Origin of the sequence: Arthrobacter sp. JSM 101049, from assembly GCF_041679245.1 — a bacterium.
Classification (GTDB): Bacteria; Actinomycetota; Actinomycetes; order Actinomycetales; family Micrococcaceae; genus Arthrobacter_H.
Genome location: NZ_JBGFFC010000002.1, coordinates 616,580 through 632,839, shown reverse-complemented (window position 1 = coordinate 632,839; position 16,260 = coordinate 616,580). Strand labels below are relative to the sequence as shown.

At 69.2% G+C, this 16,260-nt stretch carries 21 protein-coding genes; 14 read left to right on the top strand and 7 right to left on the bottom strand.

Annotation, left to right across the window (positions count from 1 at the left end; genetic code table 11):
* Window positions 1-112: 112 nt before the first annotated feature.
* Both AB8M85_RS08175 and AB8M85_RS08170 read right to left on the bottom strand, forming a co-directional pair.
* Window positions 113-706, bottom strand: a complete 594-nt coding sequence (locus AB8M85_RS08175) for an OmpA family protein (protein WP_372698278.1) — start codon at window positions 704-706, stop codon at window positions 113-115.
* Window positions 703-1,362 (bottom strand): hypothetical protein, encoded by a 660-nt coding sequence (locus tag AB8M85_RS08170; RefSeq protein WP_372698277.1) that lies wholly within the window; start codon window positions 1,360-1,362, stop codon window positions 703-705. Before AB8M85_RS08170 ends, AB8M85_RS08175 begins: the two co-directional genes overlap by 4 nt.
* Before the next feature lie 90 nt (window positions 1,363-1,452).
* Between AB8M85_RS08170 and AB8M85_RS08165 the strand changes: the two genes are divergently transcribed.
* Window positions 1,453-1,893: a cytidine deaminase gene (locus AB8M85_RS08165; protein WP_372698276.1), complete on the top strand. Its 441-nt coding sequence runs from the start codon at window positions 1,453-1,455 to the stop codon at window positions 1,891-1,893.
* A 92-nt stretch (window positions 1,894-1,985) separates the two neighbouring features.
* On the opposite strand, the gene AB8M85_RS08160 is transcribed toward AB8M85_RS08165, so the two are convergent.
* On the bottom strand, window positions 1,986-2,870 hold the full coding sequence (locus tag AB8M85_RS08160) for a trans-aconitate 2-methyltransferase (RefSeq protein WP_372698275.1): 885 nt from the start codon (window positions 2,868-2,870) through the stop codon (window positions 1,986-1,988).
* Window positions 2,871-2,917: 47 nt separating this feature from the next.
* Between AB8M85_RS08160 and AB8M85_RS08155 the strand changes: the two genes are divergently transcribed.
* The 3 genes from AB8M85_RS08155 (at window position 2,918) to AB8M85_RS08145 (ending at window position 6,260) form a co-directional block, all read left to right on the top strand.
* The gene (locus AB8M85_RS08155; protein WP_372698274.1) at window positions 2,918-3,535 is read left to right on the top strand and encodes a helix-turn-helix domain-containing protein; all 618 of its coding nucleotides are present in this window, start codon (window positions 2,918-2,920) and stop codon (window positions 3,533-3,535) included.
* Between the two features lie 148 nt (window positions 3,536-3,683).
* Window positions 3,684-5,111, top strand: coding sequence for a rhodanese-like domain-containing protein (locus AB8M85_RS08150; RefSeq protein ID WP_372698555.1), 1,428 nt, complete (start codon window positions 3,684-3,686; stop codon window positions 5,109-5,111).
* A gap of 12 nt (window positions 5,112-5,123) precedes the next feature.
* Window positions 5,124-6,260: a sorbosone dehydrogenase family protein gene (locus AB8M85_RS08145; protein ID WP_372698273.1), complete on the top strand. Its 1,137-nt coding sequence runs from the start codon at window positions 5,124-5,126 to the stop codon at window positions 6,258-6,260.
* Between the two features lie 22 nt (window positions 6,261-6,282).
* On the opposite strand, the gene AB8M85_RS08140 is transcribed toward AB8M85_RS08145, so the two are convergent.
* Both AB8M85_RS08140 and AB8M85_RS08135 read right to left on the bottom strand, forming a co-directional pair.
* Window positions 6,283-6,663 (bottom strand): type II toxin-antitoxin system VapC family toxin, encoded by a 381-nt coding sequence (locus AB8M85_RS08140; RefSeq protein WP_372698272.1) that lies wholly within the window; start codon window positions 6,661-6,663, stop codon window positions 6,283-6,285.
* Window positions 6,660-6,953, bottom strand: coding sequence for a hypothetical protein (locus AB8M85_RS08135; RefSeq protein WP_372698271.1), 294 nt, complete (start codon window positions 6,951-6,953; stop codon window positions 6,660-6,662). The genes AB8M85_RS08140 and AB8M85_RS08135 overlap by 4 nt, the downstream gene beginning before the upstream one ends.
* Before the next feature lie 49 nt (window positions 6,954-7,002).
* On the opposite strand from AB8M85_RS08135, the gene AB8M85_RS08130 reads away from it, so the two are divergent.
* From AB8M85_RS08130 to AB8M85_RS08110, 5 genes are all read left to right on the top strand, one after another.
* A complete protein-coding gene (locus AB8M85_RS08130) occupies window positions 7,003-7,197 on the top strand; it encodes a hypothetical protein (protein ID WP_372698270.1) in 195 nt (64 codons plus the stop codon).
* A gap of 137 nt (window positions 7,198-7,334) precedes the next feature.
* Entirely contained in the window at window positions 7,335-8,078 is a 744-nt protein-coding gene (locus tag AB8M85_RS08125) for a phosphatase PAP2 family protein (RefSeq protein ID WP_372698269.1), read from the top strand.
* Window positions 8,071-8,673, top strand: coding sequence for a VTT domain-containing protein (locus tag AB8M85_RS08120; protein ID WP_372698268.1), 603 nt, complete (start codon window positions 8,071-8,073; stop codon window positions 8,671-8,673). Before AB8M85_RS08125 ends, AB8M85_RS08120 begins: the two co-directional genes overlap by 8 nt.
* 35 nt (window positions 8,674-8,708) lie before the next feature.
* Window positions 8,709-9,395, top strand: coding sequence for a response regulator transcription factor (locus AB8M85_RS08115; protein WP_372698267.1), 687 nt, complete (start codon window positions 8,709-8,711; stop codon window positions 9,393-9,395).
* Complete coding sequence (locus AB8M85_RS08110) at window positions 9,392-10,390, top strand: sensor histidine kinase (protein WP_372698266.1); 999 nt, start codon at window positions 9,392-9,394, stop codon at window positions 10,388-10,390. Before AB8M85_RS08115 ends, AB8M85_RS08110 begins: the two co-directional genes overlap by 4 nt.
* On the opposite strand, the gene AB8M85_RS08105 is transcribed toward AB8M85_RS08110, so the two are convergent.
* Entirely contained in the window at window positions 10,387-11,160 is a 774-nt protein-coding gene (locus AB8M85_RS08105; RefSeq protein ID WP_372698265.1) for an SDR family NAD(P)-dependent oxidoreductase, read from the bottom strand. The genes AB8M85_RS08110 and AB8M85_RS08105 overlap by 4 nt on opposite strands.
* Window positions 11,161-11,382: 222 nt before the next feature.
* Between AB8M85_RS08105 and AB8M85_RS08100 the strand changes: the two genes are divergently transcribed.
* The 4 genes from AB8M85_RS08100 (at window position 11,383) to AB8M85_RS08085 (ending at window position 15,413) form a co-directional block, all read left to right on the top strand.
* Window positions 11,383-12,750, top strand: a complete 1,368-nt coding sequence (locus AB8M85_RS08100) for an MFS transporter (RefSeq protein ID WP_372698264.1) — start codon at window positions 11,383-11,385, stop codon at window positions 12,748-12,750.
* Between the two features lie 9 nt (window positions 12,751-12,759).
* On the top strand, window positions 12,760-13,653 hold the full coding sequence (locus AB8M85_RS08095; protein WP_372698263.1) for a transketolase: 894 nt from the start codon (window positions 12,760-12,762) through the stop codon (window positions 13,651-13,653).
* Window positions 13,650-14,642: a transketolase family protein gene (locus AB8M85_RS08090; RefSeq protein ID WP_372698262.1), complete on the top strand. Its 993-nt coding sequence runs from the start codon at window positions 13,650-13,652 to the stop codon at window positions 14,640-14,642. Before AB8M85_RS08095 ends, AB8M85_RS08090 begins: the two co-directional genes overlap by 4 nt.
* Before the next feature lie 108 nt (window positions 14,643-14,750).
* Window positions 14,751-15,413, top strand: a complete 663-nt coding sequence (locus AB8M85_RS08085; RefSeq protein ID WP_372698261.1) for a GntR family transcriptional regulator — start codon at window positions 14,751-14,753, stop codon at window positions 15,411-15,413.
* A 77-nt stretch (window positions 15,414-15,490) separates the two neighbouring features.
* Here AB8M85_RS08085 and AB8M85_RS08080 read toward each other — a convergent pair whose 3' ends face one another.
* Complete coding sequence (locus AB8M85_RS08080; RefSeq protein WP_372698260.1) at window positions 15,491-15,721, bottom strand: hypothetical protein; 231 nt, start codon at window positions 15,719-15,721, stop codon at window positions 15,491-15,493.
* Between the two features lie 118 nt (window positions 15,722-15,839).
* On the opposite strand from AB8M85_RS08080, the gene AB8M85_RS08075 reads away from it, so the two are divergent.
* Complete coding sequence (locus AB8M85_RS08075) at window positions 15,840-16,214, top strand: VOC family protein (RefSeq protein ID WP_372698259.1); 375 nt, start codon at window positions 15,840-15,842, stop codon at window positions 16,212-16,214.
* Window positions 16,215-16,260 lie beyond the last annotated feature (46 nt).

The following is a 16,260-nucleotide window of genomic DNA, read 5'->3' as shown; positions in this document are numbered from 1 at the left end:
CAACTTCTCGTTGAAGTCTTGCACACCAGTGCCTCTCCCAGGCATTCGGCGGCGGTCGTCGGCACATCCTGCGGGGTGGTCGGCTTAAAGCGCACGCACCCCACGCCGGCGGCTACTGCACCACGGTGACCTCGACCCGGCGGTTCAGCTTCCGGCCGGCCTCGGTCTTGTTGTCGGCGATCGGCTCGTCCTGGCCCCTGCCAGCCGTGGAGATTTCCACGTCCGAACCCAGGGCCTTGCCCAATGCCTTGCCGATGGTCGAGGCACGCCGCTCGGAGAGCTTCTGGTTGTGCGCCTTGCCCTGCACGTTGTCGGTGTGTCCGACCACGGTGATCTTCCGTGCCCCCTTGTCCTGGACGTCCCGGACCAGGCGCTCAAGTTCGGCGTCCGCCGAGCCCGACAGCGTGTGCATGTTCGGCTCGAACAGCACCTCGCCGGCAAGGGTGATCTTGGGTCCCTCCTCCTTCACGGCACCATTCTGGCTCGCGGAGCCGAAGACGAGCTCCTCGGTGCCGAACTGCAGGTCCTCGACGATGAAGGTGGTATCCTCCACCGGGTAGCTGATGCCGCCGCTGGCGCCGCCACTCTCCGGCGCCTCCACGGTGTCGGCCGCAGCAGCTCCGGCGAGCAAGGTGCAGGTCACCACTGCGGCCAGGCCGGAGGCGAGGATCCGCAGGCCGCCGGCGCCCGGCGTTGCCGCGCTCATCGGCGCACCAAGGCCACGTTCTCGAAGGCCCCCGCCGTCGGGATGTGCACGTCGACGCTCTTGACGTCGGCCGGCGGCGCGGCGAAGACGGCAGAGAACGTCATGGTCTGCCCTTCATTGACGAAGGTGCCGGCAAGGCTCGACGAGCAGGCGCAGACCTGGTTCTCGCCGCGCCCGACCAGGTAGCGCTTCTTCTCCGGCGTGATGACGTACACGCCGTCGACGCTGAAGGCGTCGGCCTGGCGGACGTCGTTGCCTCCGGCCTCCTCGTCCGTTTCATTGATGCCGTTGGCGAACAGGTCGGAGACCTGCACGTTGCCCTTCTCCTTGTTGTTGGTCAGGCTGAAATTGACCGTCATGGTGCCTGCGTCGGCACTGACGCTGTTCAAGGTGATCACGGTGTCCTTGTCGTCCCCGCCGGGGCGCTCGCCCAGGTTGCCCAGGTCCGCAGCCGGTGCGGCCGTGGTGATCGAGTCCGTGGTCTGCGCAGCCCCGGCGTCGGAACCCGTCGCACCGGCTTCGGATGCGGCACTTCCGCCGGGCTGCGGCGTCTCTGCGGGATCTTGACCAGCGGATGAGCATCCGGTGAGCAGGAGCGCTACGGCCAGCACCGTCGTCGTGATCCAGGGGCGGGTCCGGCGGTGTTCAAGAGTCATGTCCACGTCCTCACAAGGTATTTTCGAATGATCCTTGATCCTCCCATGAGCGCGAAGGCGTCGTGGAACCCTGCATGGCACACTGGCGGCATGGACACTCACCAAGCACTCGTCAATGCGGCGATTGAACAGCTCAAGTTGCGGTGGCCCGGAGGGGAAGGCGCGGTGGCGGCAGCCGTGCTCCTGGACGACGGCGTGATCCTCACCAGCATCGGGCTCGACAACGTCAACGCGGCGGTGAACTTGTGCGCCGAAACGGGGGCGCTCTGCCAGGCCTTCACCCTCGATCGAACCGTGGTCGCCTCGGCATGCGTGGCGCGCGCCGCCGAGGGCGTTACCGTCCTGGCGCCGTGCGGGGTGTGCCAGGAGCGGCTGGCCCTGTGGGGCCCGCGGGTGGAGGTCGTCGTAGCCGATCCCGAGGCACCCGCCGGTTGGGCGATGCGGACATTGGAGGAACTGAACCCCTACTACTGGGCGACGCAATGCACCGAGGACGGAAAGTGGCCGACCACCGCGGAACACAGCGGCTGAGAGCGATCGTCCGGAGGGCCCGGAGGGCGACGGCTCCGGACCGCTGACGCCCCGCCGGCGCCGGAATGCAGCCGGCCCGCGCACGTTGATGGCTAGGCCCTGCGCGCCAACCAGGCGGTCCGGGTGCCGGAGAGCTTCAGGTCCGTGCGGTGCCTCAATCCTGCCTCGTCCTGCGGGTCGAGCAAGCGATCCAGCGTGGCCAGGTCGTCGGCGTCGAGGTGGTCCGCGAGGAACGTGCGGATTCGTGAAAGGTAGGCCGCCGCGTAGTCCCCAGTGCCTTCCGGCGCCGGGTCCTGGGCGGTGTCGAACTGGCGCTGGGCGACCACGTCGTACCCCGCGCTGCGCAACGGCCCCGCCCAGTCCGGGTGGTGGTTCCACCCCCGGGCCGCAATGACCTCGTGGCAGCGGTCCTCCAGGCCCGGGCGTCCGATGCCGAGGTCCTGTGGCAGGTAGCGGGGGAGCGCATCCATTTCGACGACGGCCAGCAGGCCCTGCGGGGCCAGGGCATCGCGGATCTCGCGCAACGCCCGCTTCGGGTCGGCGAATTCGTGCAACGACGAGGCAGCCCAGACCAGGTCGGCGGCGGGCAGCTCAGGCCAGGCCTCGTCCAGGTTCGCGTGGACCGGGCGGATGCGGGCGTCGAGGCCGTGGGCCCTGGCCTTGGCGTCGACGCGCTCGAGCATGGCCGGGGACTGGTCGACGGCGTGGACGGTGGCCGTGGGGAAGCAGCGAGCCAGGGCGAGGCTGCCCGTGCCGGTGCCGGCGCCGACATCGATGATGGTCCGGGTGTCCTCCGGTGCGTGGTCGGCGACCCATCCGGTCAGCGTCACCAGGTAGTCCTTGAGGATCGCGCCGTCCAGCTCCAGCAGGCCGGCGAGGTCCTCGCCCTGGTCGTGTCCGCCGTGGTGGCCGTGCTCGTGTCCGCCATGACCGGGGTGGTGGTCGTGGTCGTGGTGTCCGGTTCCGTGCTGTGTCATGGTCCAAGGTTAGGCCGATCGTGCCTTTGGCGCATACTATCTTGCCCATGACGCAAGAACTCGAGGTGGACACCCTCATCCGGCTGCGGATCCGTGGATTGCGGCAGGCCCGCGGCTGGTCATTGGACGCACTGGCCGCCCGCTGCCACCTCAGCCCCTCAACCCTGAGCCGCATCGAAACCGGCCAGCGGCGGATCGCCGTGGACCAGCTGGTGGCCATTGCCCGCTGCCTGGACACGACACTCGACCAGCTTGTGGAATCGGCCGACGACGGCGACGTGGTGATCCGCCCCGAACCAGAACACACCCAGGGGCTCACCCTCTGGCTGCTCTCGCGTGAGGGCACCACCGCCGGGGTGAGCGTGGCCAAGATGCGCATCACCGCCGACCGCCCCGCGGGACCGGGCAGCCAGGGGGTGCACCCGGGCCGCGAGTGGTTCACCGTCCTGTCCGGCACCGCACACCTGCAGCTGGGCGACCGGCTGCTGGTGGTCCGGGAGGGCGAGGCGGCCGAGTTCTCCACCATGGTTCCGCACCTGGTCACCGCCGCCGACGGCCCCGTCGAACTGCTCGTCATCCTGGACCGCGACGGCCAACGCGCCCACCTGCACGAGGACCACGCCCACCACGCGCCGGCGGCAGGGGAGAGCGGCTCCGGCGGCTGACCGAATGCCGGCCGTCGTACCGGTGCGCTTTCGCCGGACTCGGCCCATACTGGACGAAGAGGCCGCCGCCGGAGGGGCTGGCTGCAGCGGTCCGACCAACGTGGTCCGCCGCGCCGTGGCCACGACCCAGCCAGCCGGGAGCCCCGCCATGTACTTCGAGCGCATCTACGATACGGACCTCGCCCACGCCAGCTACCTCATCGGCTGCCAGGCCACCGGCGAGGCAGTGGTGGTCGATCCCCGCCGCGACATCGCGATCTACCAGCGCACTGCCCAGGCCAACGGGCTGCGCATCACCGCGGTCACCGAGACGCACGTGCACGCCGACTACGTCTCCGGTACACGCGAACTCGCCGCAGCCACCGGTGCCGCCCTCCACGTCTCCGGAGAGGGCGGCCCCGGCTGGCAGTACGCCTTCGAGGCAGGGCAACTGCACGACGGCGACACCATCGCCTTGGGGAACATCACCCTCACCGCCGTGCACACCCCGGGCCACACCCCCGAGCACCTCTCCTTCCTGGTCACCGATGGCGCCTTCGCCGACGAGCCGGGGTACCTGCTCAGCGGTGACTTCGTCTTCTGCGGGGACCTGGGTCGGCCGGACCTGCTCGACGAGGCCGCCGGCGGGAAGGACACGCGCTTCGCCGGGGCCCGGCAGATGTTCGCCAGCCTGCGGGACACCTTCCTGGCCCTGCCGGACCACGTCCAGGTGCATCCCGCCCACGGGGCCGGAAGCGCCTGCGGCAAGGCCCTCGGCGCCGTACCGTCGACCACCGTCGGGTACGAGCGCCTGCACGCCTGGTGGGGGACCTACCTGGCGGCGAACGACGAGGACGGGTTCATCACCGAACTCCTTGAGGGCCAACCCGACGCCCCGGCGTACTTCGGGCGGATGAAGCGCCAGAACCTCGCCGGTCCGCCCCTGCTCGGCGAGCGCGGGCCCCTGCACGAACTGGCCCCGCAGGAGGTCGCCCGCGACCTGGCCGCCGCCGCCGTCGTCTTCGTGGACACGCGCGCCCAGGCCGACGTCCATGCGGGCACCGTCGCCGGGGCCCTGAACCTCCCGGCGACCGGCGCCCTGGCCGGCCAGGCCGCGTGGGTCATCGATCCCGAACGCGAAACCCGGCCGCTGGTCCTGCTGGCCACGGGGCCGGAGGCCGCGGCCGGCCTGCGGGAGCGCCTGCTGCGCGTGGGCATCGACGACGTCGCCGGGTACACGACGACGCTCGAGGGCCTGCCAACGGCCGTCCCGCAGCTGGTGAGGGTGGACGAGCTGGCCGGATGCGGGGCGGCGCTGCTGCTCGACGTCCGGGCCGCCGGCGAACACTCCGCCGGGAACATCCCCGGATCGCAGCAGCTGCACGGCGGTCGGGTCCTGTGGAACCTGGACCGGCTCCCGGAGGACGGAACGATCGTCACCTACTGCCAATCCGGGGTGCGCAGTTCCGTCGTGGCCAGCGCCCTGCGCCGCGCGGGGTACGACGTAGCCGAACTCGAGGGCAGCTACGCGGCCTGGGCTACCGCCCACCCCGCTGGCGCCGAGGTGGTGCCGGGCCCGGAACCGGCCATTCCGTAGGGAGGGGACAGCATGCAGCGCCACTGGGGGTCCACCGCCGTCGCCACGCTGGCGGTCGCAGCGCTCACCGCGTGCGCATCGGGCCAGACCGACCCCGGGGGAGCGGCCAGCGCGCCGACCCCTACCAGCGCGGCGCCCTCGTCCGGCGCCGTGGGGCCGGCGGGCGAACCACGGTCGCACCCACCCATGCGCGGCGAACCCGAGGCCGTGGTCCAGGGGCTGGAGGCCCCGTGGTCGATCGTCTTCCGCGGCGACACCGCACTGGTCAGCGAGCGCGACAGCGGGCGCATCCTCGAACTCACGGACGACGGCGGAACCAGGGACATCGGGGTCGTCCCCGAAGTGGTCCACGGCGGCGAAGGCGGGCTGCTGGGCTTGGCGCTGCAGGACGGCGACTGGCTCTACGCCTACTCGACGGGGAAGGGCGGCAACCGGATCCAGCGGTTCGAGCTCTCCGGTACGGCCGGGTCACTGGCCCTGGGGAAGGGAACGACCCTGCTGGAGGGCATCCCCGCCGGACCCAACCACAACGGAGGCCGGCTGGCCTTCGGCCCCGACGGCATGCTCTATGCCACCACCGGCGACGCCGGCGAGCGGTCCCATGCCCAGGACCTGGACAGCCTGGCCGGGAAGATCCTGCGGATGACGCCGGACGGCAAGATCCCGGAGGACAACCCGTTCCCCGGTTCGTACGTCTACAGCTACGGGCACCGCAACCCGCAGGGGCTGGGGTGGACACTGGACGAGCGGATGTACGCCACCGAATTCGGGCAGAACACCTGGGACGAACTGAACGTCATCACCGCGGGGGCCAACTACGGCTGGCCCACCGTCGAGGGGATCGCCAACCGGGACGGATTCGTCGACCCCGTGCAGCAATGGGAGCCCGCTGCGGCCAGCCCGAGCGGGATGGCGCTCGCCGGGGGGACGATCTTCATCGCGAACCTGCGCGGCGCGGCCCTGCGGACGGTCCCGCTCGCCGACACGAGCGTGTCCACCGAGCACTACGTCGGCGAGTTCGGCAGGCTGCGCGACGCGGTGATCGCCCCGGACGGCGACCTGTGGTTCCTGACCAACAACACCGACGGCCGCGGCAGCCCCGGCCCGGACGACGACATGATCTACAGGGTCGACCTGGCGGATCGATGATGGAATCCCGACGCCGCGCGAGCTAGGCCAGGACCATCACCGGGCAGGAGACTCCCGCGGCATGGGCGAGCCGGCAATCCGTGGTCAACAATTCTGTGGCACCGGCCATCTCCGCGAGCGCGACGTAGGTGGCGTCGTACGCGGTGAGGTGGTCGCGGAGTTCCCACAGACGATCTCTCAGCCAATCGGCGGGATACCGGGTCAACGCCAGCTGCCCGAAGCCGTCCAGGGCAGCTTGCCCTTGTTCCTGGCTCAACGCTCCGCGGCGCACCAATCTCCGCAGCACATCGGGGACCTCGCTGTCGAGCAAGTGGGGCGCCGCGAGTTCTTCATCGCCGAGCCGCTCGGGGTCCAGGTGGCCGCAGAACAATTCCACCACCACCCCGGCGTCCACGACCCTCATTCCGTGCGGCCGTCATGCAGTTCCTTGAGGATGGCTTTCCGGTCGAGGTTTCCCCTGACCTGATCTTGCGTGCGGCGGATGACTTCGACGTTATGCCGCACCAGGTGTTCGCGCTCGGCAATCTGCTTCAGCTCGCGTTGCACGTACCGTGTGAGCGAGACTCCCTGCGACTGCGCGGCACGGGTCAATCCGGCGTGGACTGCATCGGGAACATCCCGGATGTGGATGACTTTTGTGGGTGCACTATGCACCCACTTGATGCCGGGGCACTTGCCCGCCGCTCTGGCCATCGCCGGATGTCGGGGGGATGATCGGGGGACCACCCACCAGGAGGCAATCGTGGAATCCAGCCGAAAGACCGTGGACCCTCCGGCGATCACCACTGTCACCGCCGGATCCGGCCCCTTCGCGGCGACGCGTCCGCGCGAGGAGCCACCGGTGCTGCGGGCCGGGACTGCCGCCGCGCTGCTGTTCGGCGGGCAAGCCAGCTGGCAGTGCTTCACGGCAGTGCCCGACGACGGCGACGGCGACTGAATCCGTGTCCGGAACGGGAGCCGCCAGCGTGGACCGGTCAGCGGTGTCGCCTGCCCGCGGCGCCGACGATTCTTAAAGGATTCTGACAGGGCACGGCGCACACTGGTTCCCGACCACCCTTGACGAATCGGAGAACCATGGCCGACCTTGCCCGCACCACGTCCACCGCCTCCCCGCCTGGCCCCGTCACCGGCGTGACCCGGCGCTGGTGGCCGGTGGCCGCCGTCGTGCTCTATGTCCTGGCGCTGCTCCTGGGCCTGTGGGCCAAGGGCGCGGGCCGTTTCAGCCCCGAACTCGGGTGGGACGTCGCCCTCAGCCACGATCGGATCGGCGTGTTCTCGGCCCTGGCGTTGTGGATCAACACGGTCCTGCAGCCGCTCGGCGGGGTGGTGATCCTGGCGGCGGCCTGCCTGCTGCTGTGGTCCCGCCGTGGCCTGACCACAGCCCTGGCTTTCGGGAGCACCGTGTGCGCGGGGTGGCTGCCTGCGGCCGTGGGCAAGGCGCTGGTCGACCGGGCGCGCCCGCCGCTGACCGCGACCCACGCCCTGGTGCCCGAGCTGGGGACCGACAGCTTTCCCAGTGGCCACACCGAACTGGCCGCCGCACTGGTGCTGGCCGGCGTGCTGGTCATCGCCCGCACCCGCAGGACCCGCCGGCTGGTCGGCATCGTCGGCGGTGTGTTCGCCCTGGTGGTCGCCGCCTCGCGGCTCTACCTGGGCGTGCACTATCCCAGCGATGTGCTCGGCTCGCTGCTGGTCGCCACCGCCGGGGCGCTGCTGTGGACGTGGCTGTGGCGCGGGTGGATCGACCCGTGGCTGGGTGCACGGTTCGGGCACCTTTTCGGGGCGCCGGGTACGACGACGGGAGGCCGCCATGTTTGATCCCTCAGCGGTGCTGGTGGGTGCCGGGCCCTGGGTGGCCGCGGTCGTCTTCGTCATCGTCTTCATCGAGTCCGGGTGCCTGTTCCCGTTCCTGCCCGGGGACTCGCTGCTCTTCGCCGTCGGCATGATCCACCACCAGCTCGGGCTGCCGCTGCCGGTCCTGATCGCCGTGGCAGCGGTGGCGGCGATCGGCGGGGATAGCGTCGGCTACCTGATCGGCAGCAAGGTCGGACGGCGCTGGTTCAGCACTGACGCCAAGATCCTCAAGACGCGCTACCTCGAGCAGACCGAGGACTTCTTCGCCCGGCACGGGGGAGCGGCCCTGGTGCTGGCACGGTTCGTGCCGATCGTGCGCACGTTCACCCCGTTGGCCGCCGGTGCCGCGCACTACCGGTACCGCAAGTTCCTGGCCTGGAACGTCTCCGGCGGCATCCTCTGGTCCGTGGGGGTGGTCCTGCTGGGCATATGGCTCGGCGGGCTCCCCGTGGTGGCCAACCACATCGATGCGTGGATGATGGCGGTGGTCGTGGTCTCGATGCTGCCCCCGGTCATCACGTTCCTGCGCCACCGCAGGCGCTCCGCGACGGGCGCCTGACACGCCGGGGTGCGGCTCTGGAACAATGAGGTCCCATGAGCCCTGCCACCGCCCCGCGCCTGCTGCTGGTCGAGGACGATCCCGCGTTGGGACCGCTGCTCGTGGAGCTGTTGGCCGACGGGTTCGCAGCCGAACTCGCCGTGGACGGGCCGTCCGGACTGCAACAGGGGCTGACCGGGCAATGGGACGTGATGGTCATCGACCGCGGCCTGCCCGGGATCGACGGCATCCGGCTGGTCTCCGCCCTGCGCGGCCACGGCATCGATACGCCGATCCTCATCCTCACCGCCCTCGGGGCCGTCGCCGACAAGGTGGAGGGCCTCGACGCCGGCGCCAACGACTACCTGGTCAAGCCCTTCGACATCGACGAACTCTCCGCCCGATTACGCGCCCTGACCCGCAACGGGAAGCCTGGGGCATCCCGCAAACCAGCAGGACCGCTGGCGGTCGGCTCCTGGGAACTGGCGGAGGCATCACGCGTGCTGACCTCCCCCTACGGTGACCGCGTCGAACTCTCCCCGGCGGAGACCCGGCTGCTGGCGATCCTGGCCGCCGAACCCGGGCGGGTCTTCACCCGGGCCGAACTCCTGGAGCTGGCGTTCGCCGCCGAGGACGGGCCGGGCATCGTCGACACCTACGTCCACCACCTGCGCAAGAAGACCGCGCGATCGGTCATCCGCACCGTCCACGGCACCGGCTACCACCTCGGAGGACTCGAATGAGCAGGACCAGCACCGGCGGCCCCGGGGCCTGGGAAGCCAGCGCCATGCGCCACGCCGCACTGCGGGTGGGGTGGCAGCTGGCGACCGTCACCGCCGCCGTCGTGCTGGTGGTCCTGGTGATCGGCGGGACCTACATCGCCCTGCACGCCGGGACGTCCCCGGGTGGGGACGGCGAGCCGCAGGTACGCATCTCCCTGGAAGTGGTCGATCTGCTCCAGCTGCTGGTCCTGGGCGGGGTCGCCGGCATCGTGCTCTCCGGGATCGTCGGGATGCTCAGCGCCCGTCGCGCGGTCAGGCCGTTGGGCGCAACACTGGAGGTCCAGCGCCGCTTCGCCCAGGATGTCAGCCACGAACTGCGCACCCCGCTGACCGTGCTCGACACGCGGCTGCAGCTGCTCCAGCGCCGGGCGGGCGCCGGCCATGAGTTCGCCGGGGAACTGGATACCCTGCGCCGCGACTCCGCCCACCTCGCGCGGGTGATCGACGACCTGCTCTCCACCGTCGACGGCGGAACCGGGCTCCGGACGGTTCACCCGGCGGACCTGGACGACCTCGCCGCGGAGGCGGTCCGCGAGCTCGGCGTGCTCGCCGGGCCGCGCGGGGTCGAGCTGCGTCATGTCCCCGCGGAGGGGCCGTTGCCGGTGCCGCTGGGCGAGGTCGCCATCCGGCGGATCCTGACCGGGCTCATCGACAACGCCACGAAGTACACGCCGTCCGGCGGAACGGTCACAGTCATCACGGAGCGCCACGGGAGCACGGCCCACCTGACGGTCACCGACACCGGTAGCGGGATCTCCGGGATCGAACCGCAGCGCATCTTCGACCGCCACGCACATGGTGCGGCAGGCCGGTCGGGCACCCCGCGCAGCACGGGCATCGGGCTGTCCCTCGCCCGCGAGATGGTGGTGCGTGCCGGCGGGACGATCGGCGTGCTGGCCACAGGTGACGGCGGGACCAGCCTGCGCGTGGAGTTGCCGATGCACCCGTGGTCTTAGTGCAGGTGGCTGCCGCCGTTGATGTCGATGGTCCCCCCGGTGAGGTAGGAGGCGTCCTCGCTGGCGAGAAAGGACACGACGGCTGCGATTTCTTCGGTGGTTGCGGTGCGGCCCAGCGGGATGCCGCCGGTGATGGCCGCTTCGCTTTCGGCAGTCGATCCGACGCGGATGTTGGTGTCGACAGCACCGGGGGCGACGGCGTTGATGGTGACGCCGCTGTCCTCCAGCTCCCGGGCCAGGGCCTTGGTGAAGCCCAGGATGGCGGCCTTGGCCGAGGAGTAGGGGACCTTGCCGAAGACGCCGCCGCCGCGTTGGGCGGAGACCGAGGACATGTTCACGATGCGTCCCCAGCCGTTGTCCATCATGTCCGGCAGGAAGGCCTTTGTTACCAGGTAGGTGCCGGTGGCGTTCACGGCCATGACCTGGTCCCAGAGCTGGCGGGTGGTCTCCAGGAAGGGGACGGGGGAGGTGATGCCGGCGATATTGGCCACTGCCCCCACGGCGGGCAGGTCGTCGTGGCCGACCGCGGTCCGCACTGCCTGCAGGGCGGCATCCACGGATGCCTCGTCCGCGACGTCGACGGCATGTCCGAGTGAGGGCACCCCGTGTTCACGGGAGAGGTCGGCTGCTACGGCCTTGGCCTTGCCTGCGTCCAAATCCAGGACGACGACGCCCCAGCCATCACGGGCGAAGCGAGTGGCCACGGCCTTGCCGATGCCCCTGTCGGAGGTGGCGCCGGTGACGACGGCGGTGCGTTGCGTTGAGTTCATGTGATTCCTCCGGAATCGGCCGACGGTGGTTTTCCGCCGCTGGTTCGGTTGTGACGAGGACCACCGTAATCCCGTTAACTGTCAACAGTCAACAGCTTGAATTTAATTGCAGTTGACTGTTGACAGTGCGAGGCGGCGCCGCTCACACTGATTGGCATACCCTGTTGACTGTCAACACTGCCGGATGCGAACTCGCTTCGGACAGGAGATTGGAAGGACACCATGAGCGCTCAACGCCTCGAGATGCGCGGCCCCATACGCGGCACGAAGGACGCCCGTCGCGTCGCCGTCGGTTCCAGCGTCGGAGCCGTTATCGAAACCTACGATTTCATCGGTTTCGGCACAGCCGCGGCCCTGTATTTCGGCCACGCTTTCTTTCCCGGCGCGGACCCGGTGACGGGCACGTTGGCTTCCTTCGCCACCCTCGGCGTGGGGTTCGCTGCCCGTCCACTGGGCGGGATCCTCGGGGGCCACCTGGGCGACCGGCTCGGCCGCAAGCCCGTCCTGGTCGGATCCCTGGTCCTGATGGGTCTGGCGACCTTCGCGATTGGGCTGCTGCCCACCTACGCAACCGTCGGCCTGCTGGCACCGGCACTGCTGGTCTTCGTCCGGATCGTCCAGGGCCTGGCCTTCGGCGCCGAATGGGGCGGGGCCATCCTGATGAGCTACGAGCACGCTCCGTGGCGTCGGAAGGGCAAGTTCACCGGCATCGTGCAGGCCGGTTTCCCGGTCGGGCTCCTGTTGGCCAACATCGTCTTCCTGTACAGCGTCCACCTGCCCGGTTCCTGGGCCTGGCGGGTCCCCTTCCTGGCCAGCATCCTCCTGGTCGCGGTGGGCCTGATCATCCGCTCGAAGGTCCCGGAGTCCCCGGTCTTCCAGGACGTGAAGTCCTCCGGCGACATCGCCAGGAACCCGATCGTCGACGTCATCCGCTCCGACTGGCGCAACATCGTCCGCGGTATCGGCCTGCGCATTGCCGAGACAGCGGGCTATGCCGTCTCCATCACGTACATGATCTCGTACCTGCATACCACCGGGTTGGCGGAGAAATCCGAAACCCTCGTCGCACTCTGCATCGCCTCGGCCATCGGCATCTTTGCGACCATGGGCTGGGGTGCGCTCACCGACAAGGTGGGCCGGCGGCCGGTGTACATCGCCTCCACGGCCTTTGCCGTCCTGTTCGGCATCCCCATGTTCCTGATGGTGAACTCGGGAATGTTCCTGTTCGTCATTGCCACCGTCGTCATCTCCTACGCCGTGTGCCAGAATTCGCTGGCCGGTGCCCAGGGAGCCTGGTTCCCCGAGCTGTTCCAAGCGCGGACCCGCTCCTCCGGCGCCTCGCTGGCCTACCAGATCTCGGCCATGGTTTCCGGTTTCACGCCCTTCATCACCACCTTGCTGTTCATGTGGCTCGGCTGGATGGGCCCGGCCCTGCTGTTCAGCGCCTACGGGGCCATCGGACTCTGGGCCGCTTTGGTGACCCGCGAGACCTGGGGCCTCACGGAGCGCCGCCTCGCCGCTGAAGCCGAAGCCTCAGCATCTGACGACATGGCGCACTGCACCGACACCACCACTTCCCTGACGAAATAGAGGTACACCATGACCACCGCCACCACCGCTACCACGCCCACGTCGGCGTCTGCCCGGACCGAGAGGGTCCGCCACGTCCAAGGTTTCGCCTACCGAATGCGCCACCACATCCTCGACATGGGCGAGGTGCAGGGGCAGGGCTACGTTGGCCAGGCACTCGGGGCATCCGAGATGTTCGCCGCCGTCTACGCCGACCAGCTCTCGTTCCGGGCCGCGGACCCCGACTGGGCCGGCAGGGACCGCTTCCTGCTCTCCACCGGCCACTACGCGATCGGCCACTACGCTGCCTTGGCCGAAGCCGGCATCATCCCGCTCGCCGAGCTGGAAACCTACGGATCGGATGACTCCCGGCTGCCGATGTCCGGCATGGCGACCTACACCCCGGGCATGGAGATCTCCGGAGGCTCCCTGGGCCATGGCCTCGGCGTTGCCGTGGGCACCGCCCTGGGCCTGCGCCACCAGGGATCCAACGCCCGGGTCATCAACTTCATGTCCGATGGCGAACTCGATGAAGGCTCGACCTGGGAGGCGGCCATGGGCGCGCACCACCACGGCCTCGACAACCTCACCGTCCTGGTGGACGTCAACGCCCTGCAGGCCGACGGCAAGACCGATACCGTGCTGCGCACCGAGCCCGTCGCCGACAAATGGGCTGCCTCGTGCTGGTTCACCCAGCGCGTGGACGGCAATGACGCCGACGCCCTGCTGGCCGCCTTCCACGCGGCGGCCGATCCGGGACAGCGGCAGGGACGGCCCGCCGTCATCCTGTGCGACACCCGCATCGGGCGCGGCGTGCCGATGTTGGAAACCCGGGAAAAGGCGCACTTCATGCGCATCGAGGAACACGAATGGCAGCTGTGCCGAGACCAGCTCGCTGCCGGAAACGAAGGGCTGAACCGATGACCACCACCCCCACCACGAAGCGGCTGAAGACCTCGGCCATGATCGCCTCCATTGCGGAGGATGGCCAGAAGACCACCGCAGCGCCCTTCGGCCATGCACTCGCCCGCGCGGCCGAGGCGAATCCCGCCATCGTTGGACTGACCGCCGACCTGGGCAAGTACACGGACATGCACGTCTTCGCCCAGGCGCACCCGGAGCGGTTCTTCCAGATGGGCATGGCCGAACAGCTGCTGCTCGGCGCTGCGGCCGGCATGGCGCAGACCGGACTGGTTCCGTTTGCCTCGACGTACTCGGTGTTCGCTGCCCGGCGCGCCTACGACTTCCTGTGCTTGGACATTGCCGAACCCAATCTGAACGTCAACGTCGTCGGCGGCTTGCCCGGCCTGACCACCGGCTACGGCCCCAGCCATCAGGCGACCGAGGACATGGCCATCTTCCGGGGCATGCCGAACCTGACGATCGTGGATCCCTGCGACTCGGTGGACATCGAACAGTCGGTCCCGCAGCTGGCGGACAGCGATGGGCCGACCTACCTGCGCCTGCTGCGCGGCAAGGTCCCCACGGTTCTGGACGAATACGACTACACCTTCGAACTGGGCAAGGCCAAGGTTCTGCGCGGGGGAGCGGACGTCGTGTTGGTTTCGAGCGGTTTGATGACCATGCGCGCCCTCGACGCCGCGAGGGACCTGGCCCAGCACCACGTCGACGTCGCGGTCGTTCACACGCCCACCATCAAGCCGTTTGACGAGGAAACCGTGCTGCGTGAGGTCGACGGCGACCGACTGGTGCTCACCCTGGAGAACCATACGGTGATCGGCGGGTTGTTCGAGACTGTGGCATCCGCCGTCGTGCGCGCCGGGCTGGGCCAACGGATCGTTCCGGTGGCGCTGCCCGATGAGTTCTTGGATGCAGGGGCCCTGCCCACGCTCCACGACCGCTACGGCCTATCGATCAAGTCCATCGTGGCGAAGGTCCTCGCCGAGCTCTAAACCGGCCGTTCGCCCGGGCCTTCCCAAGGACGGGTCCGGGCGGGCGTAAGGTGGACGCCAACGGCAATTGTTAACGGTTGACGACAGGCACAAGGGAGTTGGACGACAATGACGACGGAAACGCTCGCACTCGGCGGTCTCCAGAAGACGAGTTTGCGGCAGCAGGCCCTGTCGGCACTGCGCAAGGCCATCACCACCGGTGAGCTGCCTCCGGGCAAGCACCTGGTCGAGACGGAACTGTCGGAGATGCTGCAGATCAGCCGCGGAACCCTGCGCGAGGCACTGCGGCAGCTCCAACAGGAGGGACTGGTGTCCATCGGTGCCCGCGGGCGCCTCTCGGTGCGCAGCCTCGACACCGGTGAGATCCGGGACATCTTCGCCGTTCGGGCAGCCTTGGAAGTGCTGGCGGCGCAAACCCTGTGCCACGTGGAGGACCGCACGGATGCCCTGGCATCCCTGCGCGCATCGCTCGGCGCCATGGAGGCAGCGGCCAAGAGGGGACTCGACGAGGGGGTCGAAGCGGACTTGGAATTCCACCGGGCCCTCTGCCGACTCAGCGGCAACCAGTCCCTGGTGCACGCCTGGGAGCAGCTGGAGGGGAGCATCCGGATGTCGATCATGTGGGCGGGCAAGGACCGCGGCCTGAAGAACATGGACGCCGGGCGGCACGCGGACATCGTCGACGCCGTCGAATCCGGGGATGCGGACCTCGTGGGTCGGGTCATCCGGAGGCACATGGACACGGCTGCGGACGTACTCGTCCGGGGCTGAGGTCCGCGATCGGTGCGGGTTCCGGGTGGATTCCGGCGGTTCGATGCGTACGGTGTCCCGGCAGGAGAGAGCCGCGCCTAGTCGCGGTCGTGTTCCTCCTCGTCGCCCGGAACCGGTAGGGACTGTTCGGCGACGTCTGCCTCGTCGGATTCCAGACCCACCAGATCGGAATACAACGGCATCGCCGAACCGGCGGAATCCTGCGGTTCCTCGTCCAGGACGGCTTCCTTGTCCACGTCGTCCGGGTGGGACCTGTCCTCGGCATCGGTCTCGCGACGTGCTTCGTCGTCTGGCGCGTTCGGATCCATTGTGCCCTCCTGGACGGTCGTGGGGATGCTGCCCTTCCCATTGTTCCGCTCGAACCGATTGACGCAAGACACTGGCATCGGTTCCGTGCCGGCGGCCCGTCTGCCTACCATGGCGTGCATGGCACTGCGATTAAGCGAACTCATCCTGGAAAGCACGTCGCCCGAAGAACTTGCCCGCTTCTGGTGCGGGGCCCTGGATCTGGTCATCCTGAGCCGGGAGGACGACGGATCCGTGGAGATCGGACCCGAATCCGGCTTCGGTGGTGTCCAGCCGACCATCGTGTTCTCGACCTGCGCCGAACCCTCTGCGCACCGGGGCCGGCTGCACCTGGACGTCAACCCGGTCGCCTCGACGCGGAGCGACGAGGTCGAACGGCTTCGCGGGCTGGGAGCCCGGGAGGCGGACATCGGGCAGACCGGCGAGGAGCCGTGGACCGTGTTGCAGGACCCGGAAGGCAATGTCTTCTGCGTCCTGGATACGCCCCTGCAGTAGAGCCGCTCACGCGCATCGGAAAACCACACTCCTGGTGGGCGCACCC